Annotated in this window: 16 protein-coding genes; 8 read left to right on the forward strand and 8 right to left on the reverse strand. The window is 58.4% G+C overall.

Annotation, left to right across the window (positions count from 1 at the left end):
* Positions 1 to 183 precede the first annotated feature (183 nt).
* Together tal and tkt are read right to left on the reverse strand one after the other, a co-directional pair.
* On the reverse strand, positions 184 to 1,299 hold the full coding sequence (gene tal, locus QP978_RS07325) for a transaldolase (protein ID WP_070602604.1): 1,116 nt from the start codon (positions 1,297 to 1,299) through the stop codon (positions 184 to 186).
* A gap of 170 nt (positions 1,300 to 1,469) precedes the next feature.
* A complete protein-coding gene (tkt, locus tag QP978_RS07330) occupies positions 1,470 to 3,569 on the reverse strand; it encodes a transketolase (RefSeq protein WP_048731889.1) in 2,100 nt (699 codons plus the stop codon).
* Positions 3,570 to 3,858: 289 nt separating this feature from the next.
* Here tkt and QP978_RS07335 point away from each other — a divergent pair, with 289 nt between their 5' ends.
* Complete coding sequence (locus QP978_RS07335; protein WP_172954651.1) at positions 3,859 to 4,773, forward strand: heme o synthase; 915 nt, start codon at positions 3,859 to 3,861, stop codon at positions 4,771 to 4,773.
* Positions 4,774 to 5,155: 382 nt separating this feature from the next.
* Here QP978_RS07335 and QP978_RS07340 read toward each other — a convergent pair whose 3' ends face one another.
* The 4 genes from QP978_RS07340 to mptB form a co-directional block, all read right to left on the reverse strand.
* Positions 5,156 to 6,169: a COX15/CtaA family protein gene (locus tag QP978_RS07340; RefSeq protein ID WP_016422745.1), complete on the reverse strand. Its 1,014-nt coding sequence runs from the start codon at positions 6,167 to 6,169 to the stop codon at positions 5,156 to 5,158.
* 93 nt (positions 6,170 to 6,262) lie between these two features.
* On the reverse strand, positions 6,263 to 7,066 hold the full coding sequence (locus tag QP978_RS07345) for an ABC transporter permease (protein WP_049190730.1): 804 nt from the start codon (positions 7,064 to 7,066) through the stop codon (positions 6,263 to 6,265).
* Positions 7,066 to 8,034, reverse strand: a complete 969-nt coding sequence (locus QP978_RS07350) for an ABC transporter ATP-binding protein (RefSeq protein ID WP_049193479.1) — start codon at positions 8,032 to 8,034, stop codon at positions 7,066 to 7,068. Before QP978_RS07350 ends, QP978_RS07345 begins: the two co-directional genes overlap by 1 nt.
* Positions 8,035 to 8,059: 25 nt before the next feature.
* Positions 8,060 to 9,799, reverse strand: a complete 1,740-nt coding sequence (gene mptB / locus QP978_RS07355) for a polyprenol phosphomannose-dependent alpha 1,6 mannosyltransferase MptB (protein WP_070854075.1) — start codon at positions 9,797 to 9,799, stop codon at positions 8,060 to 8,062.
* A 185-nt stretch (positions 9,800 to 9,984) separates the two neighbouring features.
* Here mptB and QP978_RS07360 point away from each other — a divergent pair, with 185 nt between their 5' ends.
* The 7 genes from QP978_RS07360 to QP978_RS07390 all read left to right on the forward strand — a co-directional run bounded on the left by QP978_RS07360 (position 9,985) and on the right by QP978_RS07390 (position 16,435).
* Positions 9,985 to 10,683: a helix-turn-helix transcriptional regulator gene (locus QP978_RS07360; protein ID WP_048734176.1), complete on the forward strand. Its 699-nt coding sequence runs from the start codon at positions 9,985 to 9,987 to the stop codon at positions 10,681 to 10,683.
* Positions 10,680 to 12,146 carry a Fe-S cluster assembly protein SufB gene (gene sufB / locus QP978_RS07365; RefSeq protein ID WP_016422750.1) on the forward strand — a complete coding sequence of 489 codons (1,467 nt, stop codon included), beginning with the start codon at positions 10,680 to 10,682 and terminating at the stop codon, positions 12,144 to 12,146. Before QP978_RS07360 ends, sufB begins: the two co-directional genes overlap by 4 nt.
* A gap of 5 nt (positions 12,147 to 12,151) precedes the next feature.
* Positions 12,152 to 13,342 (forward strand): Fe-S cluster assembly protein SufD, encoded by a 1,191-nt coding sequence (gene sufD / locus QP978_RS07370; RefSeq protein ID WP_284857018.1) that lies wholly within the window; start codon positions 12,152 to 12,154, stop codon positions 13,340 to 13,342.
* Positions 13,343 to 13,434: 92 nt separating this feature from the next.
* Positions 13,435 to 14,196: a Fe-S cluster assembly ATPase SufC gene (gene sufC / locus QP978_RS07375; RefSeq protein WP_016422752.1), complete on the forward strand. Its 762-nt coding sequence runs from the start codon at positions 13,435 to 13,437 to the stop codon at positions 14,194 to 14,196.
* The gene (locus QP978_RS07380; protein ID WP_016422753.1) at positions 14,189 to 15,442 is read left to right on the forward strand and encodes a cysteine desulfurase; all 1,254 of its coding nucleotides are present in this window, start codon (positions 14,189 to 14,191) and stop codon (positions 15,440 to 15,442) included. Before sufC ends, QP978_RS07380 begins: the two co-directional genes overlap by 8 nt.
* A gap of 20 nt (positions 15,443 to 15,462) precedes the next feature.
* Positions 15,463 to 15,978, forward strand: coding sequence for a Fe-S cluster assembly sulfur transfer protein SufU (gene sufU, locus QP978_RS07385; protein ID WP_070567113.1), 516 nt, complete (start codon positions 15,463 to 15,465; stop codon positions 15,976 to 15,978).
* Positions 15,971 to 16,435: a metal-sulfur cluster assembly factor gene (locus QP978_RS07390; RefSeq protein WP_284857019.1), complete on the forward strand. Its 465-nt coding sequence runs from the start codon at positions 15,971 to 15,973 to the stop codon at positions 16,433 to 16,435. Before sufU ends, QP978_RS07390 begins: the two co-directional genes overlap by 8 nt.
* A gap of 404 nt (positions 16,436 to 16,839) precedes the next feature.
* On the opposite strand, the gene QP978_RS07395 is transcribed toward QP978_RS07390, so the two are convergent.
* Together QP978_RS07395 and QP978_RS07400 are read right to left on the reverse strand one after the other, a co-directional pair.
* Complete coding sequence (locus QP978_RS07395; RefSeq protein ID WP_049190722.1) at positions 16,840 to 18,303, reverse strand: amino acid permease; 1,464 nt, start codon at positions 18,301 to 18,303, stop codon at positions 16,840 to 16,842.
* Between the two features lie 98 nt (positions 18,304 to 18,401).
* A complete protein-coding gene (locus QP978_RS07400) occupies positions 18,402 to 19,610 on the reverse strand; it encodes a lycopene cyclase family protein (RefSeq protein WP_284857020.1) in 1,209 nt (402 codons plus the stop codon).
* Between the last annotated feature and the right edge of the window lie 19 nt (positions 19,611 to 19,629).

Genomic DNA, 19,629 nt, shown 5'->3' on the forward strand with positions numbered 1-19,629 from the left:
GTATTTCGTTCGGCGGGTTTGCTTCACTACTTCTCCTGGTCGAAAGTGGTGATGCATTCACCGCCTGAACCTACCGGGCCGTTTTTGACATAAACGCAGTCAGTAACTCGGAGCGCCAGGCGACCTGCTGGCGCCAGCCAGAAACGCAGCCACTACCAACAGGCACCTAGATAATCAGCAGGCTTACTTCAGCTGCTCCATGCGCTGTGCAATCGACTCGAGCAAGGACTGCCAGGAGTCCACGAACTTCTCCACGCCCTCGCGCTCCAGGACAGCGAAGACGTCATCGAGGTCGATGCCAATCTCGCTGAGCTGAGTCATAACGGCATTGGCTGCTTCCCCCTGGCCGCTGACGGCGTCGCGAACCTCGCCCTCGAAGCCCCCGGCAGCACGCAGCGTCTTCTCCGGCATGGTATTCACAGTCTGCGGTGCAGCCAGCTCAGTGACGTAGAGGGTGTCCGGGTAAGCCGGGTTCTTCACACCGGTCGAAGCCCACAGCAGGCGCTGCGGCTTAGCACCGGCGTTTTCCAGCTGTGCCCAGCGAATATTCTGCGCCGAGAAAGTCTCCTCGAACTTGGCGTAAGCTGCACGGGCATTGGCCAGACCAGCCTTGCCGCGCAGAGCCAGGGCCTCCTCGGAGTCGATCTTGTCCAGGCGAGCATCGATTTCGGTGTCAACGCGGGAAACAAACAGCGACGCAACAGAGTGAACCGAAGCCAGGTCTACGCCGTTGTCCTTCGCACGCTCAATGCCCTCGATGAACGCATCAATGACCTGCAGGTAGCGCTCCACCGAGAAAATCAGGGTGACGTTTACCGAGATTCCCTCGGACAGAGCCTGGGTGACAGCCGGCAGGGAAGCATCGGTCGCCGGAATCTTAATCATCGCGTTCTGCTTGCCGACGCGCTCCCAGAGCTTACGGGCCTGCGCAATCGTGGCCTCGTAGTTGTCGGCGTAGCGAGGATCGACCTCGATGGACACACGGCCATCGACACCGTCGGTTTCTTCGGATACACCAGCGAAAAGGTCACAGGCATCGCGGACGTCGTCGATTGCCATCGCGAACACAGCATCTGCCGGGTTCGCACCCTCTGCAGTGAGCTGCGCCAGCTGAGAGTCGTAATCCTCACCGGCGGTCATCGCCGAAGAGAAGATTGCCGGGTTAGTAGTGACACCGACAACCCGAAGCTCTTCAATAAGATTTTTCAAATCGCCCGAGGTGAGGCGCTGGCGCGAAAGATCGTCGAGCCACGCCGAAGTCCCTACCTTGGCGAGCGCTTCCATCGTGGTGTTTCCCATAGTGTTTAACGCCTTTCTGTCAATACCGCTTCGTTGCCTAAAGACTTCGCTAAAAGTTGTATGTCCTTAAACTACTGTGCGTCACAAACAATACTGGCGCTACCGGAGCGCGGTACGGTTTTCACAAATCCCGTCCCGACAACGGCCGATAGCGCCAGGTTTTAACAAACTTACTTAGCAGCCTCGATGGACTCCTTGGCGGCATCGACAACAGCCTCTGCTGTGATGCCGAACTTCTCGAACAGCTCCTTGTACGGAGCCGATGCACCGAAGTGCTCCAGGGAGATAGCGCGACCAGCATCACCCAGGTGGCGGTACCACGGCATTGCAATACCGGCCTCAACCGAGACACGAGCGCGGACGGACTTCGGCAGAACCTGCTCGCGGTAGGCATCGTCCTGCTGCTCGAACCAGTCAAGACACGGAACGGAGACAACGCGGGCGCTGACGCCTTCCTCAGCCAGCTTGTCAGCAGCTTCGACAGCGAGGTGAACTTCCGAACCGGTAGCCATCAGGATGACGTCCGGGGTCTCCTTGGCGCCGTCGACAAGCACGTACGCACCACGACGGACGCCCTCAGCGGCCTTCTCCTTGGTACCTTCCAAGACCGGAACGTTCTGGCGGGTCAGGGCCAGAGCCTTCGGGCCTGCCTCGCCCTGAAGAACAGCGGCCCAAGCCTGAGCGGTCTCGTTAGCGTCAGCCGGGCGGACAGTGGACACACCCGGGATAGCGCGCAGCGAAGCCAGCTGTTCAACAGGCTGGTGCGTCGGACCGTCTTCGCCCAGACCAATGGAGTCGTGAGTCCAGACGTAAATAGGGGAGATGCCCATCAGCGATGCTAGGCGGACAGCCGGACGCATGTAGTCCGAGAAGATAAGGAAGGTGCCGCCGTACGGACGGGTGCCACCGTGGAGCAGAATGCCGTTGAGGATCGAGCCCATGGCGTGCTCACGGATACCGAAGTGCAGATTGCGGCCGTACGGGTCGGTGGTCCAGGTACCGGTGGTGATGGACTTCGGGCCGAAGGACGGCTCACCCTTCAGGACGGTGTTGTTGGAGCCAGCCAGGTCAGCCGAGCCACCCCACAGCTCCGGCAGGGTCTTGCCCAGTGCCTGCAGCGCGGCCTCAGAGGCCTTGCGGGTAGCAACGCCCTTCTCGTCCGGCTCCCAAGTCGGCAGCTCAGCGTCGAAGCCCTCCGGCAGCTCACCAGCGGTCAGACGGTCCAGCAGAGCCTTGCGCTCCGGGTTAGCCGCAGCCCACTCGTCGAACTTGACCTGCCACTGTGCATGAGCCTCAGCACCGCGCTCAACTAGCTTGCGAGTGTGCTCAATGACCTCGTCAGCGACGTCAAAGCTCTTGTCGGTATCGAAGCCGAGAGCTTCCTTGATGCCGACAATCTCCTCGCCACCAAGAGCAGCACCGTGCGATGCGCCGGTGTTCATCTTCGTCGGAGCCGGGTAAGCGATCACAGTACGAACGCGAATGAAGGTCGGACGCTCCGTATCCTTCTTGGCCTCCTCGACAGCAGCCTCGAGTGCCGCGACGTCCTCGCCGCCGTCAACCTCAATGACCTGCCAGCCATAAGCACGGTAGCGGTCCGCGACATTCTCGGTGAAAGCAATGGTGGTGTCGTCCTCGATGGAGATGCCGTTGTCATCCCAGAAGACAATCAGGTTGCCCAGCTGCTGAGTGCCGGCCAGCGAGCCGGCCTCGGCAGTGACACCCTCCTGAACGTCACCATCAGAAGCGATGACGTACACGTAGTGATCAAACGGAGACTCACCCGGAGCAGCTTCCGGGTCGAACAGCCCACGTTCCCGTCGCGAAGCCATGGCAAAACCGACAGCCGACGCCAGCCCCTGACCCAGCGGGCCAGTGGTGATTTCCACGCCGTCAGTGTGGCCGTACTCCGGGTGACCCGGGGTGAGAGCGTCCCACGTACGCAGCGCCTTCAGGTCATCGAGCTCCAGGCCAAAACCGCCGAGGTACAGCTGGACGTACTGCGTCAGAGAGGTGTGACCACAGGAGAGAATGAAACGGTCACGGCCGATCCACTTCGTATCCTTCGGGTCATGGCGCATAACGCGCTGGTAAAGAGAGTAAGCCAGCGGTGCGAGGCTCATCGCAGTGCCGGGGTGCCCCGAACCTGCCTTTTCAACGGCGTCTGCAGCCAGCACACGGGCCGTATCTACGGCCTTCGTATCCAAGTCAGACCAGTCCGAGGGGTAGTTGCGCACAACCCGTGCTTCATGCTCAGTCGACAGTGTCACGTGAATGACTCCTAGTATCCAAATGGATTAGTAAAATTCTCTTCCATACTAACTAGGATTGCGCGCTCCGGGTTCAAACCGGGCCGAATAGCTGAGAGATAAGTCTCAGAGGGCGCGCCGCACATGCTTTACGACGGTCATTATTGGAACCGTTATGATTACCGGTAAACTGATTGCCTGCCCCTCATTTAATTTTGCGGAAAAACTCGTCGGGAACTTTCCGACCGTTACATCCGACTATCTGTAAACGGGGGGTTTGTTTATGGCGCGTGAAAGGGACATTGCTTTGTTGGAAACAGTCAAGGCGTATATTGCACTGACTAAGCCAAGAATTATCGAGCTCCTGCTCGTCGCGGCCATTCCCGCAATGCTTCAGGCTGATCGCGGTCATGTTCACGTTGGACTGATTCTTCTCACCTTGTTCGGTGGTTGGTTGGGTGCCGCAGCTGCGCACACCTTCAACATGGTCATGGATTACGACATTGACCAGAAGATGCGCCGTACTCGCCGTCGCCCGCTCGCGCGCAACCAGGTTAGCCGTCGAGCGGCAGCGATTTTCGGCACTGTCTTGATGATTGCGTCGTTCCTATGGCTGTGGTTGCTGTGTAACTCGCTGCTGGCCGCCGTTTTCATTCTGATTACGATTGCCTTCTACATCTTCGTCTACACGTTGTGGCTGAAGCGCCGTACTGATCAGAACGTAATTTGGGGTGGCGCTGCGGGTTGTATGCCGGTGATGGTCGGCTGGGCCGTAATCACTGACAACAACCCGGAGATTACGGGGCTCGCTCACTGGTGGCAGGCATTCATCCTGTTCCTGCTTATCTTCTTCTGGACTCCGCCGCACACCTGGGCATTGGGCCTGCGCTACAAGGAGGACTACAAGGCCGCTGGCGTGCCGATGATGCCAGTGGTCAAGCCGGCAATCGTCGTTTCCAAGCGCATTATTTACTACACCGCCGCGACCGTGATTACCACTCTGCTGTTGGTTCCGTACGCGGGTTGGATTTATCTGATTGGCGCCGTTGGCGCTGGTGCCTGGTTCCTGTGGGGCGCCATTGACCTGCACCGCCACGTTAAGACCGGTGGCAAGATCAAGCCGATGAAGCTGTTCTTCATGTCGAACAACTACTTGTCTATCGTCTGTGTGGCGCTTTCTCTCGATGCCGTACTCGGATTGCAGACAATTTCGAGCATGTTCTAGGTCAGCTGCTGAGCTCCTTTGAAGAGGCCCTTTCCGGTTGCGGGAAGGGCCTCTTTTTGTGTGTGGAGATGGGCACGGGCTGCAAATGTGAAACTGTGCGAGTTTATGACACTTTCAGGCCATTTTTCGCGCGATTTCTGTCATAAACATAGTCAGTAACTCGGATCGATAGGTGGGCAGACCGCCCCCTTGCACCGCCCGCGCAGCCCGCACCGCCCGCGCAGCCCGCTAGCCACTGGGAAACGCACATCCGAGCACACGGAGCCGAGCAGACAGCAGAACCGCCTAAACACGCACAACCAAAGCGCGTGTTTAGGCGGTTCAAGCAGGAATCAACAGCCGGTAACCACAGTGGTTAATACAGCCGCTGACCGGCAGCTAGCTACGCGGTAACCTCGACGTTCTTCTCCGAAGCAACAGTGGCGGCAGCCGCATCGCCTTCAAGCGAGCCAGTGACTTCTGCGCTCCCACCGACAGTGCGGTAACCGTGCTGGAAAAGTACTGCAGTCAAAGCGGTGCAGATACCAGATCCGGCAACGTGAACCGGCACCAATGCCTCCGGTACACCGGACCAATACTGAATCATTCCAACTACGCCCTGAGCCAAAATGAACACAACGAGTGCGATGGCAACCTTACGCACAGGTGCAAAGGCTTCCGAGGCCAGCAGACCGAAAATGAGGCCGATAACCAGGCCAAGGTAGAGGTACATAAAACCAGCGTGGATATGCGCCAGGTCAACAATCGGTAGCTGGAGGCGATCCTCCGGGAGCACCGAAGCATCTCCAGCGTGTGGTCCGGCACCGGTGACCATAGTTCCGGTAATCAGCGTCATCGTCAGGGCCAAGCCGGAGGCGGCAGCCAGATAGCGCAGATAGCGCGGGTACATGCGGGTAGCAGTGCCGTCGTCAGGCTCAGAAATCTTGACGAAAAGCATGCCAGCGAGCCAGACCAGAATCATCGAAGGCAGGAAGTGCAGCGCTACGGCGTACCACTTCAGGTCAACCCAAACGGAGATACCGCCGATAACAGCCTGGACGATAACGCCGAGACCGTTGAGGAAGGCCAGCAACTTGATTTCCTGACGGCGACCGACACGCATAACCGAAAGAAAGAGCAGAAGTGTCAGAGCAACCAGCACAAAGGTGAGCAGCCGGTTGCCAAACTCAATAATCTGATGGAGCATTTCTGCTTCCCCCGCGACAGGAACGAAGCTGCCTGGGTGACATTCAGGCCACGAAGCACAACCGAGACCTGAACCAGTAACACGGACGATAGAACCGGTTACCGCAATTGCCGCCTGTGCAATCAAAACCAGCAGGGCATAGAGCTTCTGGCGCCCGATTGGTGTCAGCGGCAAAAACGATAGGGGCAAACTTCGATCTGCAGTATTCACATTAAGAAATTCTACCCATGCTGGCGGAAAATGGTAATAAGCGAAACCCCTGCGTTGGGCTGCGCTTTTCTATGCAGACTCCCCGATAGATTCCTAGTCATTCGGCATATCAAAACGGAACCAGCGAGCCGCCAGTGCAGCGCCAAGGACACCCCACACAATCAGCACCCCGACAGCTGACCAATGGACGGACATGGCCAATGCCGCGGAGATCACGTCGGTAAGCGCGACGGACGGCAAGAGGTGTAGCAGTACAGAGCTGATGTCATCTAACGATGGCGCAACGGCCACATACGTAGTAGCACCAATGAGGATGAACCAGATCAGGTTGGCCAGACCTAGGATTAGCTCGGCTCCCAACGTACCGCCCATGAGCAAGCCCAATGAGGTAAAGACGAACGTTCCCAGAAGCATCCCCACATAAGCCAGCAGCCAGCCGCCAATCGACAGCTCTGCGCCAAGGGCGAGCCCCACGAGACTAAACAGTACGTACTGCAACGTGACGGTGGTGCAGACCGACACAATCTTGCCTGCGATAATGCCCCAGGGTGGCACGCCTGAGGCGCCGATGCGCTTCAGGGCTCCGTAACGGCGGTCAAAGCCCACGGCAATTGCCTGTCCGGTAAACCCTGCAGACATGACGGAAATCGCCAGCACCATGGGGAAGATACGCTCGAGCGGATCATCGAGCTCCAACACCGGCACCATCACCAGGCCGATGAGCATCGCCAACGGGATAATGATGGTGAGGAGCATTTGCTCACCATGTCGCCAGAAGAGCTTCGTTTCCAACCACGCCTGCGACATGACCAACTTCGCCATGTCCGAACGCTGTGGCGCTGGGGCGAAAGTGCCCTTTGCAAAGCGGGAAGCATCGGCCCTCGGTGCGGTAGTCATTAGCTCCTCATCTCCGTTCCAGTGATCTGCAAGAAGACATCTTCAAGCGATTGCGTCGCCCTATTCAACGAGGTGATCAACACCTCTTGCTGCTCGCAACTCTGCGCCAAGACAGTCAAGGCGCGCGGTGAAGCTTCACCAATCAGGGAAAACTCTCCACCGCCAGAACGCTGCAGACGCTGTGGAAGACCGGACTCGCTGAAGTTGCGGTTGACCTCTTCGAAGTCAAGGCTGCCTCGAACGCTGATCTTCATAGCAGTGCTTGACGACGTTCCCTGGAGAGCCGATGCGCCTGCGCTAGTGATCTCCTCGGTGGTACCGGCCACAACTAAATGGCCCCGGTCGATAATCGCAACGTCGTCGGCAAGCGATTCGGCCTCGTCCATGAGGTGCGTTGTCAGGACCACGGTGACCCCATCACGGCGCAGCGACGAGATGAGATCCCAGACGGCTAGACGGGACTGAGCATCGAGGCCTGCTGTCGGCTCGTCGAGGAACACAAGCTCCGGGCGTCCGACCAGGGCACATGCGAGCGACAGTCGCTGCTGCTGACCGCCAGAGAGCCTGCGGTAGTTCGTCTTACGATGGCGTTCTAGGCCAACGACTTCAAGAAGCCAATCAGTGTCCAGCGGGTTTGCGGAGTAACTGGCAACGAGGTTCAGCATTTCGCCAACGCGAACACCGGGGTAGGCGCCTCCGCCCTGGAGCATGATGCCAATGCGACTGCGCAGTGCTGTGGTTTGAGCGACCGGGTCGAGATCGAGAATGCGAATTCGCCCTTCATCCGGCTTGATGAAGCCCTCACACATTTCAACGGTTGTGGTCTTACCAGCACCGTTGGGGCCGAGGAGCGCAAGAACCCTACCTCGATCCAGGGAAAGCGAAAGGTCTGATACAGCCTCAACGTCATCGAATTTCTTCGTTACGTTCTCAAGGCGCAGAGCAGGAGAATTGGCAGCGTTATTCACGGTTAGTCAGTCTAATCTCACAGTTTTAATGAAGGCGAAATACCTTAGATCGCGTCGAGTACGCCAAGATGACGAACATGACTGCGACGAAGAATACCAACGCCAGTAGGTAAATCTGAGCGACGGTGCCCGGAGGCAACCCCAGGCCGCGTGGTAGTACTACAAAACTGAAAATTGCCGAGTACAGAACCACGGCAATGCGAAATTGTACCCGGTTGGCCCAAGCGGACAGGGGCACGATGGCCCATAGCAGGTACCAGGGGTGCACGACGGGGAAGAGGATTACTAGAGCGAACATCGCGAGGCCGTAGCCGCCGAGCGGGTGAATGCGCCCACGGAACGTCGCTAACAGCATGCGCAGGAGCCAGGCAGCCACCAGCACTACGCCAATGCCGCGGGTAAACAGCAAAGCACTGTCGCTGATATCGCCGAGCCCCAGAAGCCTGCCGAAGAAACCAGCGATGATCCCGAGCAGGGTAGTCAACGACATCCAACTGCGCACCGTTGCGGCGCCACCCTGCGCGGTGATCCAACCAAAGCCCAGACCAGTTCCTAAGGAAACAACGACTGCCGTGACGACGGTCATTGCGCCCGTCACTACCGCGGAAAGAGCAACGGCCTTCCAGGTACTGCCAAACTTTCGAGCCAGCCACATGCCGGCGAAGCCGAGCGCCACGAAACCAGTGACTTTGACCATTCCGGCGAGACTGATGAGCACAATACCGCCTGCATACATTGCCCACGATCTACCTCGGCTTTGGTTCTCGTGTCCGATTGGTCCGGGTTCTGGCAGCTCATCGGGCACCATCGATTGCGCAGGGCCGTGGATAGCGCGCAGACACAGTTCGAGACCAACAAGCAGGAGTGCCAGCAGCAGGGCCTCATTGTGGATACCGCCCACCAGGTGCAGCAATACCAGCGGATTGAGCGTGCCCAGCCAGAGGGTGAACTGAGAGCTAACGCCGCAGCGGCGACCAAGCTGCACCAGCGCCCAGGACACCACGAGAAGCGAAACAATGGCGACGAGTCGATGCAGAAAGACGGAAGCGATCACCCCGTCGCTGGTTATCTTGGCGATACCCCATGCCACTGCGAGGGCCGTGGGACCGTATGGGCTCGGAGAGTGCGACCAAATCAATGGCACCGATCGGGCAAGTGGGTCGTTGGCTCCCAATAGGTCAACAGGCCCTGCGAGGTAGGGATCCATACCCCGCTCCACAATTGCAGCCTGCGCCAAATAGGAATAGATATCCTGCGTAAACAGGGGAGCGGTAAACATCAAGGGCAATACCCATGCCGCGTAGGTGCGTATGAGCATCGGAGTAGTCACTGCGGTGACGCGAGTCCGCGCACCGGCCAGAACGAAAGCGCCGACACCCAACCAGGCTGTGACTAACATGCCAATGCCCACGAAGGTGACGATTGTCGTTGCCACCAACATTCGACCGAGGATTAGCCCAAGTGGTGTACCCCAAAACTCATTTCCAACCACCGGTGTCGCGCCTGCGCCGATCCCGGCGACCATAATAAAGACCGCCCCGAGAGCACCCAGCCAACGCAGCCAGGTGAAGCGTCGGAGTTCGCGGTAATTGATGCGGTGTTGGAGCGGCTGTTCTGAGCCCTGGTGGAGGGTTGCCGACCTAGAACCGGCCAGACCAATCTTCGGAATGGCGTCACGCACCCCGAGAGCGTCGTCGAAGGTGGACGAGCGGCGCGGGGTAGGTCGGTTAGTTTTCACAAGGTCACATAGTAGACGATTCGACACGCCGAAAGGGCGTTCTAATCAGCGACGTTGCATTGATATTTAAATGCGTTGGACATTGTGACCCAATTACGACACAATTATGTTGTCTAATACACCAGCGGCGCAAGTGGGATACTTGCCTCGCTGAGCCACCTAGACACCCATTATTATCCAGCAGTCCAATCGCAGGAGGTGACTCACCAGTCATGGCAGATCGGAAGCCGACAGTCAATGATGGTGATACGCGCAAGCGCATTCTCCAATTGCTTCTGGAACACAACCCGGCGTCCGCGACTTTTATCGCAGACACCCTGGGACTATCCGCTGCAGGCGTCCGCCGTCATATTGACATTCTGGTGGACGAAGGTCTTGCCGAAACCGCTCCGGCACCCAGCACCGGCCCCCGGGGCCGAGGCAGGCCAGCAAAGTCCTATCGCCTGACAGATCGGGGCCGCGCTAGATTCGGGCACGCTTACGACGATCTTGCCAGTGCAGCTCTGACCGCACTGCGCAAGGCCGGTGGTGAGCAGGCAGTTGCCCAGTTTGCCCGTCAGCGCATTGATGACATTCTGCTCGGCGTCACGCCAGTGGGGCAGGACGCAGAGAAGGAAGAGGTCGTAGAGGCCGTCGTCGATGCTTTCCGACGGGCCGGGTACGCGGCAACTATCAACCAGAACACTGGCGGCGTGCAAATTTGCCAGCACCATTGCCCAATTAGCCACGTAGCCTCCGAGTTTCCGGAGCTCTGCGCGGCGGAGCATGAAGCCGTTAGTAAATTATTAGGTCAGCACACCCAACCGTTGGCGACTATCGCTGATGGAAACGGTATCTGCACTACGAATATCCCACTCACTCCCGTAACAAAGACACTTACTGAATCGCCACAAGAAAGGAGCGGAGAATGACCCTCGCCCATGAGAACTCCACCGACGTGGCTGAATCCACGAAGGCTGCCACTCCGCAGACTGACGAAGAGATTATCGAGTCCATTGGTGCCTACCAGTTCGGTTGGCACGACCCGGATACCGCTGGCGCTTCCGCGAAGCGTGGCCTGTCTGAAGCGGTCGTTCGCGATATTTCGGCTAAGAAGAACGAGCCGGAGTGGATGCTTGAACGTCGCTTGAAGGCTTTGGAAATCTTCGACCGCAAGCCGCTGCCCACCTGGGGCGCGGATTTGTCGGGCATCGACTTCGACAACATTAAGTACTTCGTTCGCTCCACCGAGAAGCAGGCCCAGACCTGGGAAGACCTGCCGGAGGATATTAAGAACACCTACGACAAGCTCGGCATTCCGGAGGCTGAGAAGCAGCGCCTGGTCGCAGGTGTCGCCGCTCAGTACGAGTCTGAGGTTGTCTACCACCAGATTCGCGAGGATCTGGAGGCCCAGGGCGTTATCTTCCTGGACACCGACACCGCTCTCAAGGAGCACCCGGAGCTGTTTAAGGAGTACTTCGGCACCGTCATTCCGTCCGGTGACAACAAGTTCTCCGCTCTTAACACCGCAGTCTGGTCCGGCGGCTCCTTCATTTACGTGCCGAAGGGCGTCCACGTGGACATCCCACTGCAGGCATACTTCCGTATCAACACGGAAAACATGGGACAGTTCGAGCGCACGCTCATTATTGTCGACGAAGATGCCTACGTGCACTACGTCGAGGGCTGTACCGCTCCGATTTACAAGTCCGACTCGCTGCACTCGGCTGTTGTGGAGATCATCGTGAAGAAGGGTGGCCGCTGCCGCTACACCACGATCCAGAACTGGTCGAACAACGTCTACAACCTGGTTACCAAGCGCACCAAGTGCGAAGAGGGCGCAACCATGGAGTGGATTGACGGCAACATCGGTTCCAAGGTCACCATGAAGTACCCGGCAGTGTGGATGACCGGTCCGCATGCCAAGGGCGAGGTGCTGTCCGTGGCTATGGCTGGCGAGGGCCAGTTCCAGGACACCGGCGCCAAGATGGTGCACATGGCTCCGCACACGAGCTCCAACATCGTGTCCAAGTCCGTGGCCCGCAACGGTGGACGCGCTGCCTACCGCGGTCTGGTGCAGGTCAACAAGGGTGCCAAGCACTCGCACTCCAACGTCGAGTGTGACGCACTCCTGGTGGACACGATTTCACGTTCGGACACGTACCCATACGTGGATGTCCGCGAGGACGACGTCACCCTCGGCCACGAGGCAACGGTTTCCAAGGTCTCTGACGATCAGCTTTTCTACCTGATGAGCCGCGGCATCGAGGAAGAAGATGCAATGGCCATGGTCGTGCGCGGCTTTGTCGAGCCCATCGCCAAGGAGCTCCCGATGGAATACGCCCTCGAGCTCAACCGCCTCATTGAACTGCAGATGGAAGGTTCGGTCGGTTAATACCAATGACTACGACGATTAACAACGAAAACCAGGCTGCTCATAGCCGCCGCGTGCTGGCGAACAAGGGCGACGTTTTCTCATCCTTCAACGTGGAGGACTTCGCCGTGCCACATGGCAAGGATGAAGAGTGGAAGTTCACGCCGCTGCGTAAGCTCCGCGGTCTCCACAACGGCACCGCAGCAGAGCCGGTTGCAGCCTCAATTTCGGTCGAGACTGCTGGTCAGGATGGCGTCGCTGTGGACGTCGTCAAGCGTGACGACGAGCGCCTTGGTCGCGCCGGCGCCCCAACGGACCGCGTGGCAGCACAGGCGTACTCCAACTTCGACGATGCGCACATCGTGACCTTCGCGAAGAACTCGGTGTCCAAGGAGCCTGTCGTCATCGACATCGACGGTCCGGGCGAGGACAACGTGTCCTACGGCCATATCGTCATTGACGTGCAGTCTCACGCCGAGGCCGTCTGCGTCATTAACTACCGAGGCGGTGGCACGTTCGCGGACAACATCGAGTTCGTAATCGGCGACGGCGCCAAGCTGGGCGTCGTGACCATGGTGAACTGGAACGAAGATGCCGTTCATGGTTCGGCGCACCATGTTCGTGTCGGCCGGGATGCTACGCTGCGCCACACTGTCGCAACGTTTGGCGGCGAGGTTGTCCGTATCGTTCCGCGCGTTGCTTTCACGGCACCCGGCGGCGACGTCGATCTGCTGGGCGTGTACTTCGCCGATGCCGGTCAGTACTTTGAAAACCGCATGCTGGTCGACCACGCTGTGCCGAACTGCCGCTCCAACGTGATGTACAAGGGCGCGCTGCAGGGCGAGCCGAATGTCGCTCATCGTGAGGCCCGCACCGCGTGGGTGGGAGACGTGCTCATTCGTGCAGAAGCTACGGGCACCGACACCTACGAGCTCAACCGCAACCTGCTGCTCACCGAGGGCGCGCGTGCCGACGCAGTTCCGAACCTGGAAATTGAAACCGGCGAAATCGCTGGTGCTGGGCACGCTGCCACCGTTGGCCGCTTCGACGAGGAACAGCTCTTCTACCTGCTCTCGCGTGGTATTCCGGAGCTGGCAGCTCGCCGTCTGGTGGTTCGCGGCTTCTTCAGCGAGGTCATCAACCTGATTCCGGTCGAGTCCGTTCGCGAGAAGCTTGAAAAGCTCGTTGACGAAGAGCTCAACACCGCTGGCTTCTAACCGCTTATCTTCTTTCTCACCCTTTCCGTCCTGTCACCCCGGAAGTGCCGGGGGACAGGCCACTTACACCGATTAAAGGAAAAGATTTCACTATGAGCACTTTGGAAATCCGTAACCTCCACGCGCAGGTGCTGCCGACCGACGAGTCCGCCGAGCCCAAGGAGATTTTGAAGGGCGTCAACCTGACGATCAACTCCGGCGAAACCCACGCTGTGATGGGGCCGAACGGCTCTGGTAAATCCACCCTGAGCTACACCATCGCAGGTCACCCGCGTTACGAAGTCACCGAGGGCGAGATTCTCCTCGACGGCGAAAACGTGCTGGAGATGAGCGTCGACGAGCGCGCTCGCGCTGGCCTCTTCCTGGCAATGCAGTACCCGGTCGAGGTCACCGGCGTGTCCATGTCCAACTTCCTGCGCTCTGCAGCAACCGCTGTCCGCGGCGAGGCTCCGAAGCTGCGCCACTGGGTCAAGGAGGTCCGTGAGGCAATGGCTGACCTGGAGATCGATTCGTCGTTCTCCGAGCGCTCCGTCAACGAGGGCTTCTCCGGTGGCGAGAAGAAGCGTCACGAGATTCTGCAGCTCGACCTGCTGAAGCCGAAGTTCGCCATCCTGGACGAGACCGACTCCGGCCTGGACGTCGACGCTCTGCGCGTTGTCTCTGACGGCATTAACCGCTACCAGGACGAAAACGACGGCGGCATTCTGATCATTACTCACTACCAGCGCATCCTGAACTACGTGAAGCCGGACTTCGTCCACGTCTTCCACGATGGTCGCTTCATCACCTCCGGTGGCCCGGAGCTTGCAGACGAGCTGGAAGAGCACGGCTACGAGAAGTACATCAATGCCTAACGCCGAACTACTCAGCCCATCACTCCGCGAGGACTTTCCGATTCTGTCGCGCACTGTCCGTGACGGAAAGCGGCTGGTCTACCTGGACTCCGGAGCGACCTCGCAGCGCCCCAAGCAAGTCATCGATGCTGAGGTGGAGTTCCTAACCCACCACAATGCACCGGTGCACCGCGGTGCCTACGAGATTGCTGAGGAGGCCACGGACGCCTACGAAGATGCCCGCGAAGCCATTGCAGGCTTCATCGGCGCCGACTATGACGAGCTGGTCTTCACCAAGAACGCCACCGAAGCGTTGAACACAGTGGCATTCGTGCTTGGCGACGACCGCGCAGGTCAGTACCAGGTCGGCGAGGGTGACGAGATTGTCGTCACTGAGCTGGAGCATCACGCGAACTTGGTGCCGTGGCAGGAGCTGGCTCGCCGCACTGGTGCGACACTGCGTTGGTATGGCGTGACTGAAGACGGCCGCATTGATATGGACTCGCTGGAGCTCAGCGAGAAGACCAAAGTTGTGGCCTTTACCCATCAGTCAAACGTCACCGGTGCAGTAACCGATGTGAAGGAAATGGTGCGCCGTGCTCGCGAGGTCGGAGCGCTGGTAGTCCTCGATGCCTGCCAGTCGGTGCCGCATATGCCTGTCGACGTCAAGGAGCTCGATGTGGACTTCCTGGCGTTCTCCGGCCACAAGATGCTCGGCCCCAACGGGGTCGGCGCGCTCTACGGTCGCCGGGAACTGCTCGAGGCACTGCCGCCGTTCCTCACTGGTGGCTCGATGATTGAGGTCGTCACCATGGAGAAGACCACCTTCGCGGCGCCTCCGCAGCGCTTCGAGGCGGGTACCATGATGACCTCCCAGGTCGTCGGCCTGGGGGCTGCGGTGAAGTACCTGGATGCCATCGGTATGGATAAGGTAGCTGCTCATGAGCACCACCTGACCGCGCTCGCACTGGAGAAGCTGCAGGAAATTGATGGCGTGACCATCATCGGTCCGACTACTCCAGAACAGCGTGGCTCTGCAGTCTCCTTCAAGGTCGAGGGCATTCACCCGCACGATCTTGGCCAGGTTTTAGACGACCAAGGCGTGTGCATCCGCGTCGGTCACCATTGCGCGTGGCCAATTCACCAAATCCTCAACGCCCAGTCGACCGCCCGGGCATCCTTCTACATCTACAACACGGAAGAGGACGTTCAGGCGCTTGCCGACGCAGTGCGCCATGCACAGAAGTTCTTCGGTGTCACCCCGTAACTTTAAGAAAGGAGAAGGACATGAAGCTCGAGCAGATGTACCAGGAAGTTATCCTGGATCACTACAAGCATCCGCAGCATGCGGGTTTGCGGGAGCCTTTCAATACGGAAGTTCATCACGTCAACCCGTCGTGTGGCGATGAACTCACGCTTCGCGTCACTCTGAACGACGACCTCACTGTCGTCAATGACGTCTCCTATGACGCCGTGGGCTGTTCTATCTCGCAAGCCTCTACCTCAGTTATGGCTGAGGAGATTGTCGGCAAGACTGTCGACGAGGCCATGGCCAAGCTTGCCGAGTTCGAGAAGATGGTAACGTCCCGAGGCAAGATTGAGGGCGATGAGGACCTTATCGGCGATGGGATTGCCTTCGCTGGTGTTTCTAAGTACCCCGCCCGCGTGAAGTGCGCTCTTCTCGGTTGGAAGGCTTTCCAGGCCGCGACCGCTGAGGCTCTGGCCAACGCCGCTGAAGGCAACGGCGTTGGTACCGCGACTGTAACCGTTACCGATGACGAGGAAGGCCATCGCCATGACTGAACCAATCGCTAATGACGCCACCTCGCCCGCACAGCCTGATGCTGTCGACGAGGACACCATGACCACTGGTGCTCCGACTGATGAGGGGGATGCGTACGAGTCCATCACCGTCCCGCCGGCACCGGAGCAGACCGAAGCCGATAACAAGCTGGCCATCCAGGTTGAAGAGGCAATGTACGAGGTTGTTGACCCGGAACTCGGAGTCAACGTCGTGGACCTGGGCCTGGTATATGACATCTGGATTGAAGAAGGCGACATTGCCGCTATCTTCATGACACTCACGTCCCCGGCCTGCCCGCTGACTGATATGCTCACCGACCAGACTGCCTCCGAGGTTATGAAGGTCGAGGGTATCCGCGACTTCCGCCTCAACTGGGTCTGGTCCCCGGCATGGGGCCCTCACATGATCACTGAGGACGGCCGCGAGCAGATGCGCGCTCTCGGTTTCTCGGTCTAGATGATCAGTGACAGCGGTGATTAGGGAACCGCTACGTTAAAAGTGCTTGGCGACGAGCTCCTGGCTCGTTCAGCTAGGCACTTTTTCGTTTGTTTTTGAGTTGCTGACTGCGTTTATGGCCGGGATCGGTAGGGCGATGCGAGTTACTGACTGCATTTATGTCAAAAATGGCTCAAAAAATGGCCTGAAAGCGTCATAAACTTGCACAGTTTCACATCTGCAGCCCGTATTCACACGAGCATCCCCGCAATTTTTTCAAGCTGTCCGACTCGGAGTTAAAAACGACCCCACCTGGCACTGAAAAGTGCCAAGCGGGGTCGCTATTGTCTTCGACTGCTAATCCAAGTTGTGAGAGTTAGATGCGAGATGCATAGCTACTCGCATCTATTCACAGCTCTTCGCAGCTATTCGCGAGTCATGTCTGCGGTGGCCGGGTCAACGAGCTTGGAGCCCGTGACCTTCTTATGGATAAACCACAGCAGGACGAAGACCGGGATACCCAGGTACGGAGTGAGGATAGCGAAGATATTCTCGCCAGTGCGAATCGGATCAAGTGCCTGTCCGGCCACCACAAAGAAGCACATAATCAGTGCCAGCACAGCACCGGCGGGGAAAAAGTTCGCCTTGTAGGGAAGCGAATCCAACGGGATATTCTGGGCCTTCAGACACTTGCGGAAGCGGTAGTGGCTGAAAGAGATACCAAACCAGGTGATAAAGCCCGCGAGCGCAGACAGCGTCAGCAAGAAGGTGTACGCCACACCATCGCCTACCAATGAGGTAATGAAGCCAGCCATACCGATGACAGCGGTGGCAATCAGAGCGCGCAGCGGAACGCCATGCCCAGAAAGCTTGCCAAAGTAACGCGGAGCGTGTCCCTGACGGGCCAGGGAAAACAGCATACGAGTGGACACATACATACCGGAGTTACCCGCGGACAACACCGAAGTCAGAATAACGGCGTTCATCAGGCCAGCGGCAATCGCGATACCTGCGCGTTCAAAGACCAGGGTGAACGGTGAAATGGAAATATTGTCCTCGGCGGCATTCAGAAGATTCGGGTCCGTGTACGCAATAAGGAAACCAATAACAGCGATGGCACCGATGTAGAACAGCAGGATACGCCAGAAGATAGTGCGAATCGCGCGGGGAATCGTACGCTCAGGATCTTCAGCCTCACCTGCTGCTACGCCAACCATCTCGGTGCCCTGGAAGGAGTATCCAGCTACAACGAAGACAGCCAACAGTCCCATTCCGCCATTGACGAATGGGGCGTCGCCCGTGGTCCAGTTTTCGAAGCCGGGGGAGGAGCCGCCCAAGATACCGAAAATCATGCCGACACCAAGAACGAGGAAGACGATGACGGTAATGACCTTGATGGTCGCAAACCAGAACTCACCCTCGCCGAATGCACGTGCGGACAGGGCGTTCAGCCCGAATAGAATCGCGAGGAAGAGCGCGGACCAGATGATTGAAGGCACATCCGGGAACCAATAGCGCATCACCAGCGCAGCAGCGACGAGCTCTGCGGCCACAGTAATCGCCCAGTTAAACCAGTAGTTCCAGCCCATGGCAAAGCCGAAGGATTCTGAGACGTATCGGCGACCGTACTCCTGGAAGGAACCGGGCACCGGCAGGTAAGCGGCCATCTCGCCGAGAGACTGCATAACCAGCCACACCATGATGCCGATAAGAGCGTAAGCGATAAGCGCACCGCCTGGACCGGCCTGCGAAATGGTCGCACCGGAGGCAACAAACAGGCCCGTACCAATGGCACCACCAATGGCAATCATGTTCAGGTGGCGAGCTCTCAGCCTGCGCTGAAGCTTATGGTTTTGTGAGGAAGTCTCCTCAGATTGCGTCGAAGTCATTCATTTATCATAAGCGTTTGTACTCCGGTGAATGCAAAAACCACACCGCTTTAATTGTTGGTATCACCCCACAAATCGGCTGATGTATATGCTCCCGGTCAACGAGATCTCCATCTCCCAGGTCCCCACACAAACCCTGCGATGAGCTTTCCGCACGTACGCGGACTCATTTTCAGCAAAGGCACGGCCACTTTCGCCATAGCGCGAAGCGTCGTCAGTGGGGATGTCCCTATCAAATAGGCAAACACGTCCTTTTCCGGCAACGAAAAGAACGCCCGAAAAAACGCACCCGTCTGTCGTGCATCGAACCCCAGCAACGCCGCGAGCCCACGTTCGCGTAGCCATCGCTGCAATCGCATGCTTAACGACGTCCCCAGCGTCCGGCTTCCCTTCTTTTCCATATCGGCCAAGAAGCGGTCGACATCTTCGATAACCGAACCCACCGAGTAACCAGTGGCAGGATGCATCCAACCACCAGCAAAGCCGAAGAGGGTGCCCATGGATGGTCCACTGTGCCAGAAGTTACCGCGGCGAGAGGGAAAGTTTGCCAGTAGGGGAAAGGACACCACTTCTTCATCGATGGCCAGATCTTCCGAAAGCCCCAGGGACTTCAACCGTGCACTTTGGCGTCTACGCAACAGCGCTAAAAGTGCGGAGTCATCGGCCTCACCGCCGATCCGGACTGCAGCACCGGCTTCGCCACGATACCCGTCAACCATAGGAGTCGGAGTAGCGAGAATGGTCTCTTCAATGAGGAAGGTCCTGTCATCCAAGAAAATGCGATAGGAGAAACTAGCCGGCTCTGCCGCTGGGTCAACCGGTTCGGCCGGAGTGAAGTCCATGAGGACTGCGCGGCGGTGGGCGCTGGGGACGTCGTCAAGCGAAAAGATGTGCCCGATGGCGAGCTGCCGTACCTGCCCACCTCGCCCGACTGCGGCGTGCGTGCGCCCGGTGGTGACAATTGTGATGTCAGTACCCGTGGTTTCGGAATCGGTGAGTGCGCGGCGTTCGATGTGGAAACCGCCAAGTTCTTGCAGGCAGTCCTTGTTAACAACGCCGTAGTTGCGGGCAAGCTGACGTTCGGTGCCGTCGGCAAGAATGACGCTGGGTTGAAAAGTGGCGGCGAGGAAGTCGCTGGGCAACCAGTCGGGGAGTTGGTCGCACCAGAGACCAATCGTCGAGGGCAGTGTGCCACCGGCTGGGTCATAAGCGGTGACATCCCAGCCGCGAGCGGATGCACGGTGGGCGGCGATTCTTCCGGCGGGCCCGAGGCCGACGACGGAGGCGGTCACGGGAAATGAAGTCATAACTGGTAGGCTACTCGTT

This window comes from Corynebacterium sp. MSK035, from assembly GCF_030232615.1.
Lineage (GTDB): Bacteria > Actinomycetota > Actinomycetes > Mycobacteriales > Mycobacteriaceae > Corynebacterium > Corynebacterium jeikeium_D.

Bases quoted from the DNA above. Each gene is read 5' to 3' on its own strand.
- QP978_RS07395 (WP_049190722.1), bottom strand. From the start codon at position 18,303: ATGACTTCGACGCAATCTGAGGAGACTTCCTCACAAAACCATAAGCTT.
- sufB (WP_016422750.1), top strand. From the start codon at position 10,680: ATGACCCTCGCCCATGAGAACTCCACCGACGTGGCTGAATCCACGAAG.
- QP978_RS07345 (WP_049190730.1), bottom strand. From the start codon at position 7,066: ATGACTACCGCACCGAGGGCCGATGCTTCCCGCTTTGCAAAGGGCACT.
- QP978_RS07390 (WP_284857019.1), top strand. From the start codon at position 15,971: ATGACTGAACCAATCGCTAATGACGCCACCTCGCCCGCACAGCCTGAT.
- tal (WP_070602604.1), bottom strand. From the start codon at position 1,299: ATGGGAAACACCACGATGGAAGCGCTCGCCAAGGTAGGGACTTCGGCG.
- sufC (WP_016422752.1), top strand. From the start codon at position 13,435: ATGAGCACTTTGGAAATCCGTAACCTCCACGCGCAGGTGCTGCCGACC.
- sufU (WP_070567113.1), top strand. From the start codon at position 15,463: ATGAAGCTCGAGCAGATGTACCAGGAAGTTATCCTGGATCACTACAAG.
- QP978_RS07400 (WP_284857020.1), bottom strand. From the start codon at position 19,610: ATGACTTCATTTCCCGTGACCGCCTCCGTCGTCGGCCTCGGGCCCGCC.
- sufD (WP_284857018.1), top strand. From the start codon at position 12,152: ATGACTACGACGATTAACAACGAAAACCAGGCTGCTCATAGCCGCCGC.
- QP978_RS07380 (WP_016422753.1), top strand. From the start codon at position 14,189: ATGCCTAACGCCGAACTACTCAGCCCATCACTCCGCGAGGACTTTCCG.
- QP978_RS07360 (WP_048734176.1), top strand. From the start codon at position 9,985: ATGGCAGATCGGAAGCCGACAGTCAATGATGGTGATACGCGCAAGCGC.